Origin of the sequence: Noviherbaspirillum massiliense JC206 (genome assembly GCF_000312045.1) — a bacterium.
GTDB lineage: Bacteria > Pseudomonadota > Gammaproteobacteria > Burkholderiales > Burkholderiaceae_D > Noviherbaspirillum > Noviherbaspirillum massiliense.
Window position 1 is genome coordinate 735,198 of sequence record NZ_HE978634.1, and the last position, 21,623, is coordinate 756,820.

Sequence of the window (21,623 nt, forward strand, 5' to 3'; positions counted from 1 at the left end):
CTGCCGTCCGCTGAAAGTCATCCACCGAAAGAAAAGGAGAGAAACATGCCCAAAGCCACCCTGGCCGGACATCCCTTGCATCCCATGCTGATCGTTGCGCCGGCGGCCCTGCTTCCATTCGGATTCATCATGGACGCGATGTACCGCGCCACCGGCAAGGAATCCTATGCGAATGCCGCTTATTACAGCCTGACGGGTGCGCTGCTGGGCGGCGTGGCTGCCGGAGCGGCCGGCGCCATGGATTACCTCGGGATCGAGGAGCAGACTGACACCAAGCGCACCGCCAATCTGCATGCCACGCTGAATGGCGGGGCGCTGGCACTCACCGGCATCAACCTGCTGACCCGCAGGAAAAAGCCCAACCATCAGGGCGGATCGCTCGCCATGTCCGCCATCGCCGCGCTCGGCGTGCTGATTTCCGGCTGGTTCGGCGGGCGCATGGTGTACGAGCAGGGCATGCGGGTCAGGAACGTCAGCCCGGTCCGGCATGTACCGGAAGCGAAACTGCCGGGTGACGAGCGCATGGAGCATGCCATGCAGCGCATGGAAAGGATTGCGCCTGCAGCCGGGCCGACGCTGCATTGAGGATATTGAGCTTGCCGAGCGCTGAGCGTGTCGCACATCAAGGATGGCCGGGCATGGGGGCCTGCATGATTCTCCCCAGACAGGCTGTTTCCTCCGGAGGAGAGTCCGTCTTGAACGTAATTCCGGTTTCCCATTCCGCATTGACCGAAGCTGCGGAATGCATCAGCGCAGTGAAGGCCTAAGGCCATGCCGCAGGCAAGCTCACCCTCGATCAGCGTCCTGATGCCGACCTACGAGCAGGCGCACTTCATCCGGCGCGCGCTCGACAGCCTGCTGGCGCAAAGCCTGGCGGACTGGGAAGCCATCATCATCGACGACGGCTCCCGCGACGGCACGGCGCAGGCGGTATTGCCCTATCTCTCGGACCCGCGCATCCGCCATGTCAAGCTCGGCGACAACACCGGCCTCGGCCATGCCCTGAACGAAGGCCTGGCGCGGGCAAGTGCGCCGCTGATCGCTTACCTTCCGAGCGACGACGTCTATTACCGCGACCATCTCGCAAGCCTCAAGGCCAGCCTCGACGGCCAGAGCAATGCGGTGCTCGCGTGCTCGGGCGTGCGCCATCACTACAGCCGCCAGACCACCGGGCAGATACCCGGGTTTCCCCTGCAGCTGGTGCAGTGCATGCACCGGACCACGCATCTGCGCTGGACCGAGCGCGCGGAGCTGGAATCGGACGACCTCGAGCGGCTGTACTGGGCGAAGCTGCAAGAGCTCGGTGCCTTCATCGAGAGCGGCCGCGTCAGCTGCGAATGGGTGGACCATCCCTTGCAGCGGCACAAGCTGATGCAGGAACCGGTCGGCGGCATCAATCCCTTCCGCCGTCATTACCGGGTCAGGGTGCCGCTGCACTTCCATACTACGGTCGGCAACGACATCGATGAAGCCGCGCAATACCGACCGATGCGCGAGCGGCCGGACACGCTGCCTGCACAGGACGGGCTCAAGATCCTGCTGGTCGGCGAACTCGCTTACAACGCCGACCGCGTGCTGGCGCTGGAAGAGCAGGGGCACAAGCTCTACGGCCTGTGGATGAGCGATCCCTACTGGTACAACAGCATCGGCCCCTTGCCCTTCGGCCATGTGGAAGACCTGCCGCAGGACAATTGGCGTGAAGCGGTCAAGCGCATCCAGCCGGACATCATCTATGCGCTGCTCAACTGGCAGGCAGTGCCGTTCGCGCATGAAGTCCTGATGGCCACCACCGGCGTTCCCTTCGTCTGGCATTTCAAGGAAGGGCCTTTCATCTGCCTGGAGAAGGGAAGCTGGCGGCAACTGATCGAGCTCTACCAGTATTGCGATGGCCAGATCTTTACCAGTCCGGAAATGCGCGACTGGTTTGATACCGTGATCCCCGGCCTGTCGCAGTCCAAGCCCACTCATGTGCTGGATGGCGACCTGCCCAAGCGCGACTGGTTCGAGCGGCCGCGCGGCGAACTGCTGTCGGCCTCCGACGGCGGCATTCACACCGTGGTGCCGGGACGGCCGATCGGCCTGCATCCGCACACCGTGGCTGAACTGGCGGCACAGGACATTCACCTGCATTTCTATGGCGACTTCACTCATGGGCAATGGCGGGAGTGGATAGACAAGACACGGAGGCTGGCACCCGACCACCTGCACCTGCATGCAAACGTCGACCAGTCGCGCTGGGTGGAAGAATTTTCCCGCTACGATGCCGGCTGGCTGCATTTCTTTGCCAGCGAGAACGGCGGCGAAATCCGCCGCGCCAACTGGGACGACCTCAACTACCCCGCGCGCATGGCCACGCTTGCCGCAGCCGGTCTGCCGATGATCCAGCAGGAAAATGCAGGTGCGATCGTCGCCACCCAGGCCCTGGCGCGCCAACTCGGCATCAGCATTTTTTTTGAAAGCATCGAAGAGCTCGGCGCGAGGCTGCGCGACCGCGGGCAAGTGCAGGCCGTGCGCGAGCAGGTCTGGCGTCAGCGGCAATTGTTCACCTTCGACCATCATGTGCCGGAGCTGGTCGCCTTCTTTCGCAGCGTCATTGATTCCAGCAAGGATAAATCGGTGCAGCCAGTGGTGAAGCCGCGGCGCCGGAGCTGACCGGGTTTTCCTCCAGCATTGCCATTTTCGGCCGCCCCCGAACTAATCACCGCAAGCCAGTCTCCAAATTTGCCTGACGATCCTGCGCCGCCTGCCGCCGCTTGCCGCTGTTTAATGCCGGAGCCGGTGCGATTGCGGAGCGAGGCATGCGCAAATTCCCTGTCGGCCAGATCCAGCTTGCGGTCCTCGACGACGGCTGCTTTCCCTTTCCGGCAGCGCTCTTTTTTCACAACGTGCCGGAAGCCGTCTGGCGCACGCAGCTCGAAACGGATGCGCAAGGCAAGATTCCCGTTGGTCACAATTACGGCCTGGTCGATACGGGGCGGGAGGTGATCGTCATCGACACCGGTTACGGCGAGGACACGCACGACGGCCGGACCGGTCACCTGCTGGAAGAACTGGAGCGTGCCGGCTACCGGCGCGAACAGGTCGGCATCGTCATCCTCACGCATGCCCACGGCGACCACATCAAGCGCAACACCCTGCTGCAGAGTGGAAAACGCATCCCGACCTTCCCGCATGCCCGCTATCACCTCGCGCGTGCCGACCACGACTGGTTCGGCGGGCCGGGCCATGTTCAGGAGTTCGATGAACAGATCGTTCCGCTGGAAGAGCTTGGACTGCTCGTCCTGTTCGACGGGCAGACACAACTCGCGCCCGGCATTTTGCTGCTGCCCACGCCGGGCCACACGCCCGGCCATGCCAGCGTGCTGATCGAGTCGCAGGGACAGAGCGTGCTGTTTCTCGGCGATGTATGCCACCACCCGCTGCACTTTGCGCACCCGGAATGGGTGAGCGCCTTCGATACCCATCCCGCGCTTACACCGCAGACCCGCGCCCGGCTTTTCAGCTTGGCATTGGAACGTGATGCGCTGCTGGTCTGTCCGCACGCGCTGGCGCCCGGGCTGGGACGCCTGCAGCGAGACGGCGGCAGCTATCGCTGGCAAACCTTGCATTAACAATAAAGGAGACAACAATGAGCGATGCACCGATTGTGCTGGGCGTGAACCGCACCCAGGATGCGAGCCTGTGCCTGATGCAGGGCTCGCGCGTGCTGTTCGCGATCCAGAAGGAACGCCTGACGCGGCGGAAGCACCACTGGGGCCGGGTCGACGATTTCCGCAAGATCTATCTGCCGCGCCTGGCGGCGCTGCGCCAGCCGCTCGATGCGCTGGTCGAATGCTATTCATCGGATGACGAGATCGGCAATCTCGCTGCCTATGAAGAGGAACTGGCCGAGTGCCTGACTCTCGCGCCCGGCTGCAAGCGCGCGCGCATCTCGCATCACCTGTCCCATGTTTACAGCGTGTTCCATCCGTCGCCCTTTGATGAAGCGGCCGTGATGATCATCGACGGGCAGGGCAGTCCGGCTTCCGAATTCACCGAGCAATGGGAGGGCGCTTCCGGCGTGCCAGGCGACTGGCGCGAAGTGTCGTCCTTCTATCGTGCCAGCCGCGAGCGCATCGCATGCATGGGCAAACAGCTGTGGAACCGCGACGAGCAGCGCCTGGTCGGCCTCGGCATGTTCTACTTCCTGCTGACCCAGGCGGTGTTTCCGGGGGAAGGCAATGAAGGCAAGGTCATGGGCCTGGCACCGCACGGCGACCCGCATGCGCTTGGCTTGCCGCCGCTCGAAGTCAACGGTGCCGAGGTCACGATTCCGGCGCGCTGGCGCGAGATCCTGCGCGAGCGCAACCGTTTCCGCTATAGCAGTGGCGATGCCGGTGGCGACCAGTCGCGCTTTGCCGATATCGCCAATCTCGCGGCCGCCGGCCAGCATGCCTTCGAGGAAGCGGTGCTCGAAGTCGCGCGCTGGCTGCACCGCCAGACCGGCGCGGACGATTTATGCTTCGCCGGCGGCACCGGGCTCAATTGTTCCACCAATGACCGCCTGCTGCGCGAGACGCCGTTCCGCCGCGTGTTCATCCCGCCGGCGCCGAGCGATGCCGGCACTTCGCTCGGCTGCGCAGTGTACGGCCTGACCGAGTTGCTGGGCGACCCCTGCGACTATCGCTGGGATAACGATTATCTCGGACCGGAACCGGATTCCGCCGACATAGAGGCGGTACTGCGCGATGCCGACGACCTGATCGTCGAGTGCATCGGTCAGCCGGAACATCTGCGAGCGCGCATGGTGGATCTGCTGTGTGCCACCAGGGTGGTCGGCCTGTACCATGGGCGCAGCGAATTCGGACCGCGCGCACTCGGGCATCGCAGCATCCTCGGCGACCCGCGGCATGCCCATGTGCGCGACTGGATCAACGCCAGGGTCAAGGAGCGCGAATGGTTCCGCCCGCTGGCGCCGGTAGTGCTGCTCGAACGCGCGGAGGAATTCTTCGACATCCGCCGCCCCTCGCCCTTCATGCAGTTTGCCGCACCGGTGCGGCCGCAGGCGGCGCATCTCATTCCGGCAGTGACCCATGTCGATTGCACTGCGCGCCTGCAGACGGTCGGCGAACAGGACGATCCCTTCCTGCGCGCGCTGCTGCAAGCCTTCGAAGCGCGCACCGGCGTGCCCGTGCTGCTGAACACCTCCTTCAACCGCAAGGAAGAGCCGATTGTGGAAACCCCGTCCGAGGCGCTCGCATCCTTCCGCCGCACGCCGATGCACGCGCTCGCGATGCCGCCTTACCTGGTGCGCAAGCGGGTGGAGCCGGAGCCGGTTTCCTGACGCGGCGCAGCCATGATCCAGGGCTATCCCGCACGCGCCAGCGTTGCGCCCGGCGAGCGCCTCGTGCTGCACGTCTCCACCGATGCGCCGCGCTTTCGCGTGGCTTTCCATCGCTGGGGCGAGGGCTTCATCCGCATGCAGGAAAGCGGCTGGCTGAGCGGCAAATATGCAGCGCCGCGCGGTGCGGCGGAAGACTGGCAGTGGCCGGCCTATGCATTCACGATTCCGCAGGACTGGCCTTCCGCCGTGTATGTCGCGCACCTGATCGAGCCGGAGGCTGCAGTGCTGGGCGCGGCGATGGAGAGCGCTGCCATCCTGTTCGTGGTGCGTGGCGCAGGGCAAAGCCGCCTGCTCTACAAGATCCCGCTCGCCACCTACCACGCCTACAACTGCAGCGGCGGCGGCTGCTTCTATGTGAATCCGCCGCGCTCCCTGACGCCGCCCGGTGCCAGGGTATCGCTGCAACGCCCGGGCGGCGGCATCGGCGGCCAGACCTGGGGCGCGCTGGACTACTACGACCTGAACTCGCCGCGCCAGACCTTCGCCCACTGGGATGCGCGCTTCATCCGCTGGCTGCTGCGCGAAGGTTTCGCGCCCGAGTTCTGCACCGACTCCGATCTTCATGAAGACAGCGCACTCTGCGATCGCCATCGCCTGCTGCTCAGCGTCGGGCATGACGAATACTGGAGCGAAGCCATGCGCGACCGGGTGGAAGCATTCGTCGCAGGCGGCGGCAATGCCGCCTTCTTCGGTGCGAATCTCTGCTGGTGGCGCATCCATGTGGTCGACGAGGGCAGGGCCATGGTCTGCCATCAGGGCGGCCCGCAGGGTGCGCATGACCACTGGTGGCCGCCCACCGGGGCAAACCGGCCGGAGGACAGTCTGACCGGCGTCAGCTACCGCCATGGCGGCGGCTGGTGGGATGGGCCGCGCAGCACCGCCGGCTTCATCGTGCAGGATGCGGAGCACTGGGCATTCGCAGGTACCGGCCTGCGTCGCGGCGAAGCCTTCGGACAGGACAGTGCGCCGCCGCTGGTGGGTTATGAATGCGATGGCGCGCCGCTGGCAAGCTTCGACAGTGAAAGCGGCATCGCGGTCCTGGCGCCCGACGCACAGGACACAGGCACGCCGCCCGGATTCCGTATCCTGGCTGCCGGCCTGCTCGATGGAGGCTGGCAGGAGCGCCCGCCGCGCGAAAGGCATGCAGCCGACGCAGGTATTCATTCTGCAACCATGGGCATGTATTCGCATGGAGGTACGGTGTTCACGGCGGGCACCACCGACTGGGCACAGGTGCTGGGGCAGGACAGGCGGGTCGATATCATCACGCGCAACGTGATCGAGCGCTTGCTGTGCTGAGGATTGCTCTTTCCATGCTCGCAAGAACCAATGCATGCATTTCGGATCTAGCCTGATGATGCTGCGACTTGCCGAAGTCGGGCTCTTATTGATCGAATGCAACGCGGAAAATGGCCACTGCGGGATACTTGGGTGAACAGCCTGTCATCCAGCCAACTCATGATTGATTTTTCTTCCGCGCCTATGCATTCGGAGCCTTGGTCGCGGCTTATGGCCGGCAGCACGGCTCACGAGGACAAGTGAATCATGGCGCGCCAATGGACTGACGGAAACAAGTTCACGCTCCTCGAAAATGGCGAGGCATTCTACCCGCGGGTGTTCGAGGTCATTGCCGCTGCCCGGCATGAAGTGCTGCTCGAAACCTTCATCCTCTACGAGGACAAGGTGGGCCTGCAATTGCAGGCTGCGCTGGTGGCAGCGGCGCAGCGCGGCGCGCAAGTCGATATCACCATCGACGGCTTCGGCTCGCCCGACCTGTCGGAGGAATTCATTGCCACGCTCACTACTGCCGGGGTGCGGGTGCATATCTTCGACCCCGCGACCAAGCTGTTCGGCCAGCGCCTGAACTGGTTCCGACGGCTGCACCGCAAGCTGGTGGCTGTGGATGGCGTGATCGCTTTCATTGGCGGCATCAATTATTCGGCCGATCACCTGGCGGATTTCGGCCCGGAAGCCAAGCAGGATTATGCGGTGGAAGCCGAAGGGCCGATCGTTGCCTGCATCCGGGATTTCATGCGCACCGCAATCGAGAAAGGCAAGCCGGGCTGGCGCTGGCCGCACTGGCGCCGCACCAGGCCCGTCCCTGCGGCATTGCCCCGGGCGGGCGATGCGCGCGCGCTGTTCGTCTGGCGCGACAACCGGCGCCACACCAACGACATCGAGCGCCACTACCGGCTGGCGATCCGTCTCGCGCGCAGGCGGGTGATGATTGCCAATGCCTACTTCTTCCCGGGCTACCGCTTCCTCAAGGAGTTGCGCAAGGCGGCGCGGCGCGGCGTGGAAGTGTCCCTGATCCTGCAGGGCAACCCAGACCTGCCCATCGTCCAGACGGCTGCCGCGATGCTGTACCACCATCTGCTGCGCGCCAACATACATATCTATGAATACCTCGAGCGTCCGCTGCATGGCAAGGTTGCCGTGGTCGACGAAGACTGGGCAACGGTGGGTTCGAGCAACCTCGACCCGCTCAGCCTTTCGCTCAACCTGGAAGCGAATGTGTTCATCCTCGACCGCGGGTTCAACCAGCAGCTCGCGGACAATCTCGAAGGCCTTATCAAGCACAGTTGCAGGAAGGTCGAAGCCGCCGACCTGCGCGAATCGAGCTTGTGGCGACTGGTGCGCAGCTTCTTCCTGTTCCACTTCCTGCGCCGCTTCCCGACCTGGGCCGGCTGGCTGCCTGCCCATGGGCCGCGCCTGACCTCGGTGCCGCCGCCTGCGCTTCCCGAGGGCGCGGATCGCGTGAACCGGACGGCCGGTTCATGAGCGAGACGCCGGATTCCAGAGGTGCGCTGCCTGCGATGAGGGGCAAGCCTGCCCTCAGGCGTGGCATTGCCGCGCGGCCGTGGTGGCCATGGGCCAGGCGGCTGGCCAGCCTGGCGTTCTTCGTGCTGGTCGCCAGTCTGCTGATCACCCAGGCGCGCTCGGTGCAGTGGGAGGAAGTGTTCGCCGCCATGCGCGGGTATCCGCTGCCGGGCCTGCTTGCAGCGAGTGCGCTGGCAGCCGCAAGCTACGCCCTGTACAGCTGCTTCGACCTGATTGGCCGCCATGTCACCGGCCATCCGCTGCGCTGGCAACAGGTGGTCAGGGTCAACTTCATCAGCTATGCCTTCAACCTCAACCTCGGATCGCTGATCGGCGGCGTGGCTTTCCGCTACCGGCTCTATTCGCGGCTGGGCCTGGATGCCGAAACGGTGACCCGGGTGGTCGCGATGAGCATGCTGACCAACTGGCTGGGCTATCTGCTGCTGGCGGGGCTTGTCTTCGTCTGGCGGCCGATTCCCTTGCCCGCTGGCTGGAAGCTCGATGCCATGGGCCTGCAGGTACTGGGCGCGGTACTGCTCGCCGCTGCGATCGCCTATGTATTGCTGTGCGCGCTGTCGCGGCGGCGCAGCTGGAGCATCCGGAGGCATGAATTGAGCCTGCCTTCACTGCGGCTGGCCTTGCTGCAGCTGGCGATGTCCTCGACCAACTGGCTGCTGATAGCAGGCGTGATCTTCATGCTGCTGGAGCAGGAGATTGCCTTTCCTGTGGTGCTCGGGGTCATGCTGGTAGCCGCGATTGCCGGCGTCATCACCCATGTCCCGGCCGGCCTCGGCGTGCTCGAAGCGGTGTTCCTCGCGCTGCTGTCCCGGCAACTGCCGGAAAATCAGTTGCTGGCGGCGCTGCTCACATATCGCGCCATCTATTACCTCGCGCCGCTGGCGCTGGCGACGCTGCTGTACCTGCTGGTGGAAGCACGTGCAAGACGTGCATCCCCTGGCTCCCCAGGGGACTAGAACGAATTTCAATACGTCATAGGGAGGCATGGTGCGTCGCACGCCATGCCATCGCGGTGCCACCCTACGTTCTTTCCCTTTCGGCTTTGTGCACGCTGCACCAGCCCATCCTGCAAAAACCTCAATCCTTCCTGTCAAGGCTTTGCGCCGCTTGATTGCATCCCTTGCACTTTTGCGCGCAGATCGCCGCATCTTTCATTGCTTTGAGCGAATTTGGCGTTCCCGGTGGGAACCTTTTCCATGCGGAATTCTCAGAATGGACTATGCCACTTATTGTTGCGAAGCAATTTGGAAAGATGAAATTTTTGAAGCACACCTCGACTACGAACAGAACCCTGACATCCTTGCTGGCATCCGCTTGCGCCGCTGTCATTCTGAGCGCATGCGGCGGCTCTCCGCTGGAAGGGGATGCAACACAAACTTCAGGCGCAAGCACCGGCACGACCTCTGCTTCCGGCACGGCCACTGGCACACAGGCAACAGTTGTTGCGCCTCCGGCCTCTTCCGGCGCGTCCTCGGGCGACTTCAATCCTGACATCTGGGACAAGCACGAGTGGTATGAATGCGACTGCGGAAGGAATGCATCCGCCCCGGAGAGCACGCCGTGGAAGGCGGCTCGCTGAATGGTCCGTCACCCTCTCTAGAGTCCACTCCGCGGCCGGCAGCCACGGCGTCAGCAAAGCCGTCACTCTTCCAGCGCCAGCCGCGCCATTTCCCTGATTCCCTCGTACGACCGTGCCGCGGCGATGAAGCGCTTGTTGTGGCAGAACACCGCATCCGGCACGCCGGTCACGGCCGCCAGATCCGCTTCCCGCAATCCCGCCCACGCCGCCGGCAAATCCTTGCGTGCCTCGAAGGTCTCCGGGTTTGCCGGGACCGCGTGGAGCGTGTAGCGCTGCTCGGCGGCGTTGCGGCCAATGACGAACAATACCTTCGGCATCTGGTTGCGCACCAGCGTTGCCCAAGGCAGGGCGCCGTTTTCCAGGAACAGCACCCGTCCGTCTTCCAGCAGCGTCGACTGCTTCACCTGTTGCACCGCGAGCAATCCGCCGACCCGGTACCTGACGGCATTGACGATGATGTCCGCCATGAAGGCCATCGCGCGCCGGAACTGCTGCAGCCGTAGGTCTTCGGCCGCGGCGCCTGCCGCCTGCTCATCGATCCAGGTCGGGTTGAAGCCGGAGATCACCGCCGACAAGCCATAGCCGCCGGGCGCGTTGCGCGCCGCGCCGTTGTCCGCCATGTCCAGGTATTGCACCAGGTCGCCATCGATCGCATAGGCGATCTCGCGCGCCTGTTCCTCGGTGATCTCGTAGCCGGCATGCATCTCTGCGATGCGCTTCACGCAGCGCGCCCCATGTTCCTTCCACACCAGCCCGGCGCTGGCATAGGTCACGCCCGACAGGCGCGCGCCGTCGAAGCCTTTCTGATGATGGTCGAAGCGTCCCGCCTGCGGATCCCAGATGCCGCCCACGTCGACGGCGAAATCCGAAGCGGCGATGATCTCGGGGTCGCGGCTGCGCACCAGTTCGCAGCCGGGAAAGACGATGTCGAGGACCGCGACTGCCCACACGTCGTCGGCATGGAATTTTCCTGAATGGGTGGCGATGATCATGGCGCTGGCAAATGTTGAATGGAAGGCGGACCCGCCATTCTACTGGCTTGCGCCGTCGCCTTTGCGCTCGTCCGGAATCGCCGCGGTCCAGTGCGCCGTGTCCTGCTCCGTCATGTTCCCGATCGGGATCAGGCGGCCGTCTTCCAGCCCCTGCCGCTCGATGTCGTTGAGGTACTGCTCGCGCGACAGCAGGGTGCCTAGGCAAAGGCTGTCCCGGGGCGGCGGCGCATGGGTTTCCTGCTTCAGTCGTTCGATCAGTTCATCCATCAGCCATGCCGGCACCCGGTCGCGATCGGAGGGATAGATGAAGCCGAACAGCGTCAGGTGGCTCAGCAGCACCCGCCAGTGCTCGCCGAAGCGTGCCAGGAGCCGTCGCCAGTCGAGCCGGTCGCCGAGCGCCTGGATCAGGTGCATGACATCGGCGCCATCAAAGCGTTCGCGCTCCATGACGAAGGCCTTGGACCAGATCATTTCCTCTGCCGGACTGATTTTCGTTTGCACGCCCAGCACTTCCGTAGCAGGGGCGTATTCGAACCAGGCATCGTCCACTTCGGCGATGCCGTTTCCCGAACTGAAGATCAGGTCGATGTAGGTATCGTGCGCATGGATCTTGCCGAGCCAGTGCGGAAAGGTCAGCTCGGTTTCGTAACCGGCGCGCCGCATCGCTTCACTGATGCCTTCGAAGTCGCTGCGGCGGATGAAGATGTCGAGATCCTTGGTATTGCGGTTGATCCCGGTATACCGGTTGAAGGCATAGGCGCCGCCCACGAGATAGGGCAGGCCGGCGTCGTTCAGGATGTGCAGGATCTTCTGGTAGAAGGCAATGGTGTCGGCGTCGAGCGCGCCGTCGGCTGGCGACGTCAGGATGGTATCTGGCATGTCTGGCTTCCGAAGGAAATGACATGAAGAACAGCAAAACTTATGCCACGGATTGATGGTCTGTATGGGAGCAGGAACGCGTCTTGCTCGCATGCAGCACAAGAATGCATAGATTCCACAGTTTCGAAATCCAGAAAGGAGCACATCGTGTCGCCCCAAGAAAACGTCCGCTTCGCAGCCGTTGGTGATATTCATTGCACGAAGGAATCGGGAGGAAGCCTGCGCGGCTTGTTTGCGCAAGCGGCCCAGATGGCGGATGCACTCCTGTTGTGTGGCGACCTGACCGATTACGGCTTGCCCGAGGAAACGGAAGTGCTGGTGGAAGAATTGTCGGCCGCCCGGGTGCCGGTGGTGGCAGTGCTTGGCAACCATGATTATGAATCGGGGCGGGAGGAAGATGTGTGCCGCATTTTGCATGAAGCCGGCGTGCGGGTGCTCGATGGCGAGGCTTGCGAAATCCATGGCGTGGGCATTGCCGGCGTGAAGGGATTTGCCGGCGGTTTCGGCCGGCGCACGCTCGGTGCCTGGGGCGAGAAGACGATCAAGCAGTTCGTCAATGAAGCGATACAGGAAGCGCTCAAGCTGGAATCGGCATTGGCCAAGCTGCGCACCAGCGAACGCATTGCGCTCATGCATTATTCGCCGATCGAGGCGACGGTGCAGGGCGAGCCGGTGGAAATATTTTCCTTCCTCGGCACCAGCCGGCTTGAAGATCCCTTGCTGCGCTATCCGGTGAGTGCGGTACTGCACGGTCATGCGCACCGCGGCTCTCCGGAAGGAAGGACGGCGAACAACATCCCGGTGTACAACGTCGCCAAGCCGCTGCTGCAGCGGACTTATCCCGAACGCCCGCCATTTCGGATCATCGAGGTGCCGAAGTCCGTGCCCGAAACTGGCTGAGGAGGGCTGAGGCGGGCCATGAAACAAAAACGGCTGCGGGGTTGCCGCAGCCGTCGCAGGAAGAAAACGGGTCAGCCGTTCAAGCCTTCATCTGCTGAGGATTCTTGCACTCGTTGGCAAGCGGGCGGCCTTTCTTCGCATCGAGCAGCATGCTCTTGGCAGGGATGCCGATCCATACCAGGCCGCTCTTCTTGTCTTCGAAGCGGTTGGCGCCGGTGGTCGTGTCCACGCGCGTCAGTTCATGCAGCTTCTTGTTCCAGCGCAATCCGATGCGCTTGTTGTCGTTCGGATGCTCGTAGACGGTGATCTGGTTGCCGAGGTCGCATTTGTAATCGACGCGGGAAAGGCCTTTGACATCGATCTGGTCCGCCTGCTCGGCCTTCTTTGCCACTTTCTTCACCGGCTTGTGATGCGATGCGGCAGTTTCCGCCGATGCCTGGGGAAGCGCGAACGCCAGGCCGGTGCCGAGAAGTGCCAGGATGGATAAGCACTTTTTCATTAGATCTCTCCCTTGATTGTTGCGCCCTCGATGAAATATTCCATGCGATTCGCGCTGTGTTTCATAAGAAGCAGCCATGCGTGCTGAGGACAGGGCTGCTGATGTGCAACTTGGTAAAGTGCGAGCCCATATTAACGAACAACAACAAAAAATTGCTGTAACAAAAAACGCTTTGTTGTAACAACCCAACTGCTTCGGCACCCATGCGTGCACACACATGCAGAAATGGCAAGGCCGGCTTCGTTCATGCGCGTCCGCAGGAACGCGCTTCGGATCGAGAACCCTGCCGCGCCTGTCGAATCCAATCAGCCCCGCCGCAAGTCATGCGCGATCGGCAAGCCATCCTTCGCCGCGCTTGCGTGGTCGAAGGCTTCGAAGACAACGAGAGGATGAACATGCTGCAACCGGACAGCGTCCACCCCGCAAGAATGCTGTTCGCACGCATGGACAAGGTCCGGCAGCGCCAGGGCGCGCTGCTCGATGCTGCAGGCTTCGGGCCCGAGGAAACGCCATGGCGCAGCGTGCATGCCGAAGCCGGGGTGCGCCTGCGCCAATATGGCGAGGCTTCCGCTGAAGGACCCGTGCTTTTCATCGTCCCGGCCCCGATCAAGCGGCCCTACATCTGGGACCTCGCGCCGGAAGTCAGTGTCGTGCGCCGTTGTCTCGCACAAGGCATGCGCGTCTATCTGGTGGAATGGACGCCATGCGCCAAAGCGGATGTCGGCCTGGCCGACTACGGCGACCGCCTGCTCAAGCTGTGCTTCGATGCGATCGCGGCCGATAGCGGAGAAGGGGAAGTCATCCTCGCCGGCCATTCGCTGGGCGGCGTGCTGGCTACGCTGTTTGCATGCCTGTATCCGCAGAGGGTGCGTGCCTTGCTGCTGCTGGAAACGCCATTGCATTTCGGCCCCGAGGCGGGGGATTTTGCGCCGCTGGTGGCAGCCACGGCCGATGCATCGCTGGTGGCACACGCATTCGGCACGGTGCCCGGCTCCTTTCTCAGCTTTGTCAGCACGGCAGCCGCGCCGCATGCATTCCAGTGGCAGCGCTGCATCGACTGGTGGCTGTCCGCGGCCCATCCCGATGCGCTTGCCACCCACATGCGGGTCGAACGCTGGGCCTGCGATGAATTTCCCTTGCCCGGCAGGCTCTTCGCCGAAATCCTTGAATGGCTGTACCGGGATGACCGACTGATGAAAGGCAATCTGCTCCTGGGAAGCCGGCCGATCGGACCGCGCGATCTGCGGGCACCACTGCTCAATGTGATCGACCCGCGCAGCACCATCATTCCGCCGCAATCGATACTGCCCTTCCATGATGCCGCCGCCAGCACGGCAAAGAAAGTGCTGCGCTATGAAGGCGACATCGGGGTCGGCATCCAGCATGTCGGCGCACTGGTCGGGAGCAGGGCGCATGCCAGGCTCTGGCCGGCGATCTTCGACTGGCTCATGACTGCAGGAGCGATGCGCAGAGGCAAGGACCGCACTGCTGGCCGCGCCATACCTAGCCGTTTTCAGGGGCAGCATAGTTGACAGGGAAGCCTGCGCAGCGCGCAGGAGCCAGGCCGCATGCTTCGATCCGTAACTTTCCGTTTGTCATATAGGTGTACAATCCTTTGTCCCCCCTAAAGCTTTATTGCCTGTTCCAAAGATTTCCTTTAGGTATTGCATGGACAAACTATCCCACACCCATGTTTCGAGAATGAGCGACAGCGAACAGCTGCGTCTGCTCCTCGCCAGCATTACCGATTACGCGATTTTCATGCTGACGCCGGAAGGCAATATCAGCACCTGGAATACGGGCGCGCAACGTATCAAGGGTTATACGACGGATGAAATCATCGGCCAGCATTTCTCGCGTTTCTACACCGAAGAGGACAGGGCCGCCGGCGTTCCGGCGAGAACGCTGGGGACTGCGCTCGAGCAGGGGAAGTTCGAAGGGGAAGGCTGGCGCGTGCGCAAGGATGGCAGCCGGTTCTGGGCGCACGTGGTGATCGATCCGGTTCGTGACGATGAAGGCCGACTGATCGGCTTTGCCAAGATCACGCGTGATTTCACCGAGCGCAAGCAGACGCAGGAAGCGCTGATGGAAAGTGAGGAGCGGTTCCAGCTGCTGGTCCAGGGTGTGACCGATTATGCGATCTTCATGCTCACGCCGACCGGCGAAGTCCGGAACTGGAATGCCGGCGCCCAACGGATCAAGGGTTATACCCAAGATGAAATCGTCGGCTCCCATTTCTCGCGCTTTTATACCGAGGAAGATCGCGCCGCGGGATTGCCGAAGAAAGTCCTCGATATCGCCGTACGGGAAGGGCGTTTCGAACAGGAAGGCTGGCGCGTGCGCAAGGATGGCACGCGGTTCTGGGCGCATGTGGTGATCGACCCGATCTATAGCAACAAGGGCGAGCTGATCGGCTTTGCCAAGGTCACGCGCGACATCACCGAGCGCAAGGAAGCTGCAGAAGCCCTCGAAAGCGCCAGGGAGGCGCTGGTCCAGTCGCAAAAGCTGGAGGCGCTCGGCAAGCTGACCGGCGGCATCGCACACGACTTCAACAACCTGCTCGCGGTGATCGTGAGCGGAATGGAACTGCTGTCCCGGGAAGTGCACAGCCCGGCCTGCATGAAGATCATCGACAGCATGCAGCGCGCCGCGACGCGCGGTGCCAACCTGACCCAGCAATTGCTGACCTTTGCGCGCCGCCAGCCGGTACGCCAGGAAAAGCACAACCTGAACCAGGTGATCAGCGCCTTCGAGGCAGTGCTGCGGCGCGCCTGCAATGACCTGACGACCTTCGACCTGCGCGCCGCCTCGGATCTCGCTCCCGTCATGGTCGACGCCACCCAGTTCGAAGCCGCGCTGCTGAACCTTGTCACCAATTCGCGCGACGCGATGCCGGAAGGCGGCACCCTGTCCATCATCACGGAAAACGTCTATCTCGACGAGCACCAGGTCCCCAATGTTTCCGCCGGGCGGTATGTCAGGGTAACGGTCCGGGATACCGGTACCGGGATGCCTGCCGACGTTGCCGGCCGGGCGATCGAACCTTTTTTCACCACCAAGGAACCGGGCAAGGGCACCGGCATGGGCCTGAGCCAGGTGTACGGCTTCGTGCACCAGTCCGGCGGCGAGATGGTGATCGAGAGCGCGGTCGGGGAAGGCACGTCGGTAACCCTGTACCTGCCGGCCATCGCCGGAGGGGATGAGGATGCCGTCCCCCCTCAGGCGTCGCCCAGCAGCGGCGACAAGGCACTGATCGTCGATGACCAGGCCGATGTGCTCGACATGGCGATCGAGCTGTTCCGCAACATGGGATATGAAGTCCTGTCGGCCAACAATGGCATGGATGCCATCGAGATACTGAAGCGCACGCCAGACATCGATGTGCTGTTCACCGATGTCGTGATGCCCGGCATGGATGGCATCGTGCTCGGGCAGGAAGCGCGCAAGCTCGTGCCCGGCATCCGGGTCATCCTGGCCTCGGGCTATCCCGCCCCGGCGGTGGGCAGCGCAAAATCCGGGCTGCGCGAATTTTCCTTCGTCAAGAAGCCTTACCGCATGTCGGAAATCATGAAAACGCTGCGTCAGTGAAGGCGGTGTTTCAGATTTGAAATCGCATCGTGCGCCTGGCGCACGGCATTTTCCACCTGATCGTCGACTTTCACCGAGGCGCATGCGTGTACCACCCGGTCGCCGAGCTTGTCCAGCCGATCCAGGCATTGCCGGATCCGGTTGTCGTTCGCTTCCTGTTCGAAGACCCGCACCGCCTCATTCGCTTCCCGGTCCAGTTCTCCCACGCGATCACGCACATTGTCCGGCACCTCGGCGGTGATCTGGCAGAGCTGCGCAGCCTCATCGATGCGTCGTTTGACACTGGGGAAATATTCCTTCACTTGGCTTGCTTGCATCATGATCCCCTTCTATAGTGGACATGATTGAGTTCTGTTCCCCGGCACGGAGTTCCCTCCCGCTTTGGTTCGGCGGGACGCCGACAAGAGGCAAAGCTCGACCTTGACATAGATCACAAATTCTTAAGCGGAAAGCCGATCTTGTTCGAACCGATGCTGTCACTAGAGAACATAAGAGCGCGGCGTGAAGCGACACACCGGATACGGCATGCGATTGGCCCAGACGCATGGCACTTGCCGCCCGGGATGTGCTTTGGCATGCGACAACAACCATAGGAGTAGCGATCAGGGAGTTCTGCAATCGCCAGTTGGCAAGGAGTAGATGATGGACAAAGCACCCGAATCACTAGTCGGCGAAATGAGCATCATGGATAGGTCGGGCCACAAGCAGTTGACGTGGAACATGGACAAGCTGGAGGAGATAGCGGCGGCGAAGGAAACCTTCGACACCCTGGTCAAGCAGGGATATTCCGCCTTCGGTTCAAAGACCAAGACGGAAGCCAAGCACACGGTCAAGGAATTCGATCCGACCATGGAAGAAGTGGTCATGGTGCCAAGGACGGTCGGGGGCTGACGTGCCCGCCCTGAACGGAGCCTGGCGCGCGATCTGCCGCTTCCTCGCCGGCGGACGCGCGCCGGCTTCTTCCGACTCCGACACTGGCGGCAATGCCACGCCCGGGCGTAATGGTGCCGGGGCGGGCACGCCAGCCGGAAGCAGCCGCCTGCACCGGCTCTACGAGCTGGCCCGGGAACAGATGCTCGAAGCCCAGCGCAACAACCGGCTGACCATGTATGAGGAGATGCGCACCAACCGCCAGGCGCGGCGGCGGGCGCTCGGCCTCCTCGTCAGGTTGATGAGCCAGGAGCAGCGCGAGGAATTCCGCAGGTCCGGCCAGTTCCATGTCATTGGCGGCAGCAGCGGCACCCATTACCGGATCCGGGTCGCCATGTTCGCCAACATCGATGTCCTGCATCCGGATGGCAGGGTCAAGCATCGCTTGTGCGCCCATCCCGCAGGCGATGTGCCGGTGTATGACGTGATGGCGGCACAGATGCTGCACCTGCAGGACCCGACGACCGAGCATCGCTTCCTGCAGCAGGCAAACATCCATCCGGCCCTCTCCGAAGACCGCGTGCGCTCCAGGTCCCTCTGGACCGCGTGAGACGCGCAGGCGGCATCGGCGCATCTGCGCCCGCATTGTCCTGAAGACCTGCGGGCGTGCCATGTCTTGTGCAACGCATCGGCCACATTGCCCGAGGCACTCTCCCCACGCCATACCGGGCCGCGGACGGCTGCTTGCGCCGCGAAAAGCGGCATTGTGCCAAAGGCAATACAAGAGCCCCATTCCTCCGGATTTTGAGGAATGTCAAAAGTCCGTCCCTCCACCCCCGGAACGCGGCTCCGGAACCGTGCCTCTCAGCCATCCGGCAAATCAACGGGTTCGTTCCGGAACATGCGCTTTTCTCGCGGCTGCAGAGGACATCTCAAGGTCTGCTTGCCGTGCAATGCCGGGTGCGCGCGCTTGCATGGCCTGAGCGGACCTTGATCGGAGTCCCAAGATGAAAAAAGTAATGACGATCTCTTTCATGGCCGTTCTGGCCGGTTGTGGCGGCCAGGGCGATGGAGGCGGTGCGGACAGTTTCCAGGGCAACGCGACGGTTGCCCAGACCGGGAACGCTTCATCCACTCCATCCTCATCCTCTTCTTCCACTGCGGCGCAAAGCAGCAGTTTTCTCGCCAGCGCATTCCAGGACGGGGCCGGCGAGATCGCCCTCTCCAGGCTTGCCCTGCAAAAAGCTTCGGACGCAGACGTGAAGGCATTCGCGCAGAGGATGATCGATGACCATACCCAGGCCAACAATGAAATCAGACAGCTGGCCCAGGCCAAGGGCATCACGCTGCCGACGACCACTTCAGCCGAGGACCAGGCCGCGCTCGACCGCCTGTCCGGCCTGTCCGGCACGATCTTCGACCGGACCTACATGGACCACAACGTCACGGTGCACGACAAGGATGTGACCCTGTTCAGGCAGCAGGCGCTTTCTGCGACAGACGCCGATGTGCGTACGCTGGCCGGCAATATCCTGCCCGCGCTGCAAGTACACCTGCTGGCGGCGAAAGCGATCAACGGCAAGGTCGCGCCCTCCGCTTTCCTCACGAATGCCTTCCAGGATGGCAGGGCGGAGACCCTTCTGGGGAACCTGGCGCTGCAGAAGAGCAGCAATGCAGCTGTGCGTGCGTTCGCGCAGAGGATGATCGAAGAGCATACGGCGGCGAACAGCCAGATCGCGCAGCTCGCCCAGGCCAAGGACGTCAGCCTGCCAAGCGCCACCGGCGCGGAACACCAGTCCGTCCTTGACGACTTGTCAGGCATGTCCGGCGCGGATTTCGACACGGCGTACATGAATCACAACGTGATCGTGCACGGCGTGGACGTGTTCCAGGCGATCACGCAGGCAAACAGCGGAACGGACCCGGAGATCAAGGCTTTTGCCGCCACCGTCCTGCCGGTGCTCGAGAGGCACCTGGAGACAGCGGTCACGATCAATGCAGTCCTGGAGCCGAGCCTGCTGTTTGCGGCTTTCCAGGACGGCAAGGGAGAAATCCTGTTGTCCAAGCTGGCGCTGCAAAAAGCCACGGATGCCGAGGTACGCCAGTTCGCGCAGAGGATGATCGACGACCACACGGCGGCGAACAATCAGATCATGCAGCTCGCGCAACAAAAAGGCATCGCACTGCCGAACGAGCCTTCGGCCGAGAATGCGCTTGCCTATGTGCGCCTGTCGCAGTTGTCCGGCGCGGCGTTCGACCGGGCCTACATGAGCCGCAATATCGATGTCCACGCCCAGGATGTCGGGCTTCTCAGGACGGCGTCCGTGAGCGAGCAGGATGCGCAGATCCGGGCATTCGCGACCGCGCAGCTGCCGGTCATACAGGCTCACTTGACCACGGCCCAGCAGATCGGCAATCGCCTGAACGCCGCTGCACAGCAATCGCAGTAAGCATGGCAGGCGGGGAGGGCTGCGGCCCTCTCCCTGCTGCGCACGTCCCTGTGCCGCGGTGCCGCTTCAGTGTCTTGCGGAGATGTCGTCTTCGAGGAACAGCACATAGCGGCCTTCGGCATCCGGCCCGCCAAACGACTTTGCCACGTATTGCCGCTGGTCCAGCTGAAAGGCTCCGCCGATCGGCGGGAGGTCATTCAGCTTGCGGATGCCGAGCATCGTTTGTGTCCCGTCGGGTTGCCGGTAAATGACTTCTACGTCCATGTTCTTTCTCCATGTAAGCATGGGTCTGGGTAGAGTGCGAATTGTGCAAACAGTTCAGCACCTGTCCCGGCGCTGCCTGCCGCGGCCCTTGCAGGCGCGATGCAATCTTCCCGCAACTTGTGGGTCAACTTGTGTTCTGAAGTGTCATGCAAATCGCTCTCGCGTCCGCCCTGCGCGGTTCATGGAACACAAGGAGGTTCACCATGGCAATGATTCAGCAATCCATACAGATCAGGGTGCCGGTGCAGGTTGCCTACGACCGGCTTGCCCGTTTCGAAGACTATCCGCAGTTCATGGAAGAAGTCGAGTCGGTGCAGCAGATCGATGACAGACACCTGCACTGGAAGACGATCATGGCCAACCGCGGCGTCGAATGGGACGCGGAAATCACCGAGCAGGAACCCGGCCGCTGCATCGCCTGGCACAACACCAGCGGCCCGACCAATACCGGCAAGGTGGAGATGCAGCCGGTGGATGGAGACACCTCGCTCGTCACCTTCACCCTGCGTGCCGAGCCGCAACAGGTGCCGGGCTCGATGGCCGGCAATACCGAGCGAGACATGCAGCTGCGCCTGAAGATGGACCTGGCGCGCATGAAGGATTTCATCGAAGGGCAGGGCGCGCAAGCCAGATCCACATCGACCGGCAGCGAAGCCGGCCAGGAAACCGGACCGGTCGCCGACCTGGGCGTTTCCCGCGGAACCGGACAGTCGGGCGACAAGTCGGCCGGCATCGGTGTCGACCAGGTGGCAAGCCTCGGTACCGAGGGAACGAGCCGGGGCGCGAACCGGCCACAGGAGGCCGCGCCATCCGCACAAGGAGGGCAGGCGGCTTCCGAACATGCACCGGCAGCGAGCGATACCGCCGGGACGGAAATCTGGTCTTACGATGAAGGTGCCGGCATGCCGATGCCGGAAGTGCGCCGCACCGTTGCCGCGCTGCGGAATGATTCGGCAGGGTCGGTGTCGCCTCGGCAGAATCCGCCGCAGTCTGTCGAGACGGAATCGCGCAATCCGCAAGCGGGCAAGTCGACCCAGTCCGACAATTCGCTTTCCAGGGCATCCTCCCGCGGCGGTGCCGGCGATGGCCGCTACTCCGTTGCAGAGGAAGTGAACCTCGACCAGCAATCCGATGCCATGCGCCACGTGGGCCAGATGCCGCAGGACACCGGCGGCGAACTCCAGGGAGAAATACCGACCTCGGATTCGGTGGGAAAGGCGATGCAGCAGGGGATGAGCCAGGATGCGGAGCAACAGCAGGTGAAGCAGCAGACGCAACAGCAGGGAGCCCAGCAGGAGATGCCGGACACCAAGAGCGACGAGGAATTGCAGAAGTCGATCAAGCGCTCGGTGCCCCCTCTGTAAGCCTTGCAAGAGGCCCG

The 21,623-nt window shown here is 62.9% G+C and carries 20 protein-coding genes; 14 read left to right on the forward strand and 6 right to left on the reverse strand.

The window, feature by feature from the left end; genetic code table 11:
• Positions 1 to 45: 45 nt before the first annotated feature.
• The 7 genes from HGHM_RS03730 (at position 46) to HGHM_RS03760 (ending at position 9,177) form a co-directional block, all read left to right on the forward strand.
• The gene (locus tag HGHM_RS03730; RefSeq protein ID WP_019140167.1) at positions 46 to 585 is read left to right on the forward strand and encodes a DUF2231 domain-containing protein; all 540 of its coding nucleotides are present in this window, start codon (positions 46 to 48) and stop codon (positions 583 to 585) included.
• A 186-nt stretch (positions 586 to 771) separates the two neighbouring features.
• Positions 772 to 2,652, forward strand: a complete 1,881-nt coding sequence (locus HGHM_RS03735; RefSeq protein WP_019140168.1) for a glycosyltransferase family 2 protein — start codon at positions 772 to 774, stop codon at positions 2,650 to 2,652.
• 146 nt (positions 2,653 to 2,798) lie between these two features.
• On the forward strand, positions 2,799 to 3,611 hold the full coding sequence (locus HGHM_RS20565) for an MBL fold metallo-hydrolase (protein ID WP_148415343.1): 813 nt from the start codon (positions 2,799 to 2,801) through the stop codon (positions 3,609 to 3,611).
• 17 nt (positions 3,612 to 3,628) lie between these two features.
• Positions 3,629 to 5,323 (forward strand): carbamoyltransferase family protein, encoded by a 1,695-nt coding sequence (locus tag HGHM_RS03745; protein WP_019140170.1) that lies wholly within the window; start codon positions 3,629 to 3,631, stop codon positions 5,321 to 5,323.
• A 12-nt stretch (positions 5,324 to 5,335) separates the two neighbouring features.
• Complete coding sequence (locus HGHM_RS03750; RefSeq protein ID WP_019140171.1) at positions 5,336 to 6,682, forward strand: N,N-dimethylformamidase beta subunit family domain-containing protein; 1,347 nt, start codon at positions 5,336 to 5,338, stop codon at positions 6,680 to 6,682.
• Positions 6,683 to 6,928: 246 nt separating this feature from the next.
• Positions 6,929 to 8,164, forward strand: a complete 1,236-nt coding sequence (gene clsB, locus HGHM_RS03755; RefSeq protein WP_019140172.1) for a cardiolipin synthase ClsB — start codon at positions 6,929 to 6,931, stop codon at positions 8,162 to 8,164.
• A 35-nt stretch (positions 8,165 to 8,199) separates the two neighbouring features.
• A complete protein-coding gene (locus tag HGHM_RS03760) occupies positions 8,200 to 9,177 on the forward strand; it encodes a lysylphosphatidylglycerol synthase domain-containing protein (RefSeq protein ID WP_019140173.1) in 978 nt (325 codons plus the stop codon).
• A gap of 121 nt (positions 9,178 to 9,298) precedes the next feature.
• Here HGHM_RS03760 and HGHM_RS23035 read toward each other — a convergent pair whose 3' ends face one another.
• From HGHM_RS23035 to HGHM_RS03775, 3 genes are all read right to left on the reverse strand, one after another.
• On the reverse strand, positions 9,299 to 9,715 hold the full coding sequence (locus tag HGHM_RS23035; RefSeq protein WP_148415347.1) for a hypothetical protein: 417 nt from the start codon (positions 9,713 to 9,715) through the stop codon (positions 9,299 to 9,301).
• Positions 9,716 to 9,862: 147 nt separating this feature from the next.
• Entirely contained in the window at positions 9,863 to 10,792 is a 930-nt protein-coding gene (locus HGHM_RS03770) for an MYG1 family protein (RefSeq protein ID WP_019140175.1), read from the reverse strand.
• 39 nt (positions 10,793 to 10,831) lie between these two features.
• Positions 10,832 to 11,671, reverse strand: a complete 840-nt coding sequence (locus HGHM_RS03775) for a nucleotidyltransferase domain-containing protein (protein WP_019140176.1) — start codon at positions 11,669 to 11,671, stop codon at positions 10,832 to 10,834.
• A 147-nt stretch (positions 11,672 to 11,818) separates the two neighbouring features.
• On the opposite strand from HGHM_RS03775, the gene HGHM_RS03780 reads away from it, so the two are divergent.
• Positions 11,819 to 12,571 (forward strand): metallophosphoesterase family protein, encoded by a 753-nt coding sequence (locus tag HGHM_RS03780; protein ID WP_245549152.1) that lies wholly within the window; start codon positions 11,819 to 11,821, stop codon positions 12,569 to 12,571.
• Between the two features lie 79 nt (positions 12,572 to 12,650).
• On the opposite strand, the gene HGHM_RS03785 is transcribed toward HGHM_RS03780, so the two are convergent.
• The gene (locus HGHM_RS03785; RefSeq protein WP_019140178.1) at positions 12,651 to 13,070 is read right to left on the reverse strand and encodes a hypothetical protein; all 420 of its coding nucleotides are present in this window, start codon (positions 13,068 to 13,070) and stop codon (positions 12,651 to 12,653) included.
• A 323-nt stretch (positions 13,071 to 13,393) separates the two neighbouring features.
• On the opposite strand from HGHM_RS03785, the gene HGHM_RS03790 reads away from it, so the two are divergent.
• Positions 13,394 to 14,602, forward strand: a complete 1,209-nt coding sequence (locus tag HGHM_RS03790; protein WP_019140179.1) for an alpha/beta fold hydrolase — start codon at positions 13,394 to 13,396, stop codon at positions 14,600 to 14,602.
• Between the two features lie 136 nt (positions 14,603 to 14,738).
• Positions 14,739 to 16,658, forward strand: a complete 1,920-nt coding sequence (locus HGHM_RS03795; protein ID WP_026075674.1) for a hybrid sensor histidine kinase/response regulator — start codon at positions 14,739 to 14,741, stop codon at positions 16,656 to 16,658.
• On the opposite strand, the gene HGHM_RS03800 is transcribed toward HGHM_RS03795, so the two are convergent.
• A complete protein-coding gene (locus HGHM_RS03800; protein WP_019140181.1) occupies positions 16,652 to 16,978 on the reverse strand; it encodes a hypothetical protein in 327 nt (108 codons plus the stop codon). The genes HGHM_RS03795 and HGHM_RS03800 overlap by 7 nt on opposite strands.
• Positions 16,979 to 17,297: 319 nt before the next feature.
• Between HGHM_RS03800 and HGHM_RS20570 the strand changes: the two genes are divergently transcribed.
• From HGHM_RS20570 to HGHM_RS22150, 3 genes are all read left to right on the forward strand, one after another.
• The gene (locus tag HGHM_RS20570; RefSeq protein WP_019140182.1) at positions 17,298 to 17,549 is read left to right on the forward strand and encodes a hypothetical protein; all 252 of its coding nucleotides are present in this window, start codon (positions 17,298 to 17,300) and stop codon (positions 17,547 to 17,549) included.
• 1 nt (position 17,550) lies between these two features.
• Complete coding sequence (locus tag HGHM_RS22145; RefSeq protein WP_019140183.1) at positions 17,551 to 18,138, forward strand: hypothetical protein; 588 nt, start codon at positions 17,551 to 17,553, stop codon at positions 18,136 to 18,138.
• A gap of 409 nt (positions 18,139 to 18,547) precedes the next feature.
• Positions 18,548 to 19,978 carry a DUF4142 domain-containing protein gene (locus tag HGHM_RS22150; protein ID WP_019140184.1) on the forward strand — a complete coding sequence of 477 codons (1,431 nt, stop codon included), beginning with the start codon at positions 18,548 to 18,550 and terminating at the stop codon, positions 19,976 to 19,978.
• Between the two features lie 66 nt (positions 19,979 to 20,044).
• Here the strand turns inward: HGHM_RS22150 and HGHM_RS03820 are convergent, their stop codons facing one another.
• Positions 20,045 to 20,242 (reverse strand): hypothetical protein, encoded by a 198-nt coding sequence (locus HGHM_RS03820; RefSeq protein WP_019140185.1) that lies wholly within the window; start codon positions 20,240 to 20,242, stop codon positions 20,045 to 20,047.
• Between the two features lie 203 nt (positions 20,243 to 20,445).
• Between HGHM_RS03820 and HGHM_RS22155 the strand changes: the two genes are divergently transcribed.
• Positions 20,446 to 21,606 carry an SRPBCC family protein gene (locus HGHM_RS22155; protein ID WP_019140186.1) on the forward strand — a complete coding sequence of 387 codons (1,161 nt, stop codon included), beginning with the start codon at positions 20,446 to 20,448 and terminating at the stop codon, positions 21,604 to 21,606.
• The last annotated feature ends 17 nt before the right edge of the window (positions 21,607 to 21,623 follow it).

Excerpts from the sequence above, each read along its gene's own strand:
- HGHM_RS03730 (WP_019140167.1), top strand. The coding sequence starts at position 46 with ATGCCCAAAGCCACCCTGGCCGGACATCCCTTGCATCCCATGCTGATC.
- HGHM_RS03735 (WP_019140168.1), top strand. The coding sequence starts at position 772 with ATGCCGCAGGCAAGCTCACCCTCGATCAGCGTCCTGATGCCGACCTAC.
- HGHM_RS20565 (WP_148415343.1), top strand. The coding sequence starts at position 2,799 with ATGCGCAAATTCCCTGTCGGCCAGATCCAGCTTGCGGTCCTCGACGAC.
- HGHM_RS03745 (WP_019140170.1), top strand. The coding sequence starts at position 3,629 with ATGAGCGATGCACCGATTGTGCTGGGCGTGAACCGCACCCAGGATGCG.
- HGHM_RS03750 (WP_019140171.1), top strand. The coding sequence starts at position 5,336 with ATGATCCAGGGCTATCCCGCACGCGCCAGCGTTGCGCCCGGCGAGCGC.
- clsB (WP_019140172.1), top strand. The coding sequence starts at position 6,929 with ATGGCGCGCCAATGGACTGACGGAAACAAGTTCACGCTCCTCGAAAAT.
- HGHM_RS03760 (WP_019140173.1), top strand. The coding sequence starts at position 8,200 with ATGAGGGGCAAGCCTGCCCTCAGGCGTGGCATTGCCGCGCGGCCGTGG.
- HGHM_RS23035 (WP_148415347.1), bottom strand. The coding sequence starts at position 9,715 with ATGTCAGGATTGAAGTCGCCCGAGGACGCGCCGGAAGAGGCCGGAGGC.
- HGHM_RS03770 (WP_019140175.1), bottom strand. The coding sequence starts at position 10,792 with ATGATCATCGCCACCCATTCAGGAAAATTCCATGCCGACGACGTGTGG.
- HGHM_RS03775 (WP_019140176.1), bottom strand. The coding sequence starts at position 11,671 with ATGCCAGATACCATCCTGACGTCGCCAGCCGACGGCGCGCTCGACGCC.
- HGHM_RS03785 (WP_019140178.1), bottom strand. The coding sequence starts at position 13,070 with ATGAAAAAGTGCTTATCCATCCTGGCACTTCTCGGCACCGGCCTGGCG.
- HGHM_RS03790 (WP_019140179.1), top strand. The coding sequence starts at position 13,394 with ATGCGCGATCGGCAAGCCATCCTTCGCCGCGCTTGCGTGGTCGAAGGC.
- HGHM_RS03795 (WP_026075674.1), top strand. The coding sequence starts at position 14,739 with ATGGACAAACTATCCCACACCCATGTTTCGAGAATGAGCGACAGCGAA.
- HGHM_RS03800 (WP_019140181.1), bottom strand. The coding sequence starts at position 16,978 with ATGATGCAAGCAAGCCAAGTGAAGGAATATTTCCCCAGTGTCAAACGA.
- HGHM_RS20570 (WP_019140182.1), top strand. The coding sequence starts at position 17,298 with ATGATGGACAAAGCACCCGAATCACTAGTCGGCGAAATGAGCATCATG.
- HGHM_RS22150 (WP_019140184.1), top strand. The coding sequence starts at position 18,548 with ATGACGATCTCTTTCATGGCCGTTCTGGCCGGTTGTGGCGGCCAGGGC.
- HGHM_RS03820 (WP_019140185.1), bottom strand. The coding sequence starts at position 20,242 with ATGGACGTAGAAGTCATTTACCGGCAACCCGACGGGACACAAACGATG.
- HGHM_RS22155 (WP_019140186.1), top strand. The coding sequence starts at position 20,446 with ATGGCAATGATTCAGCAATCCATACAGATCAGGGTGCCGGTGCAGGTT.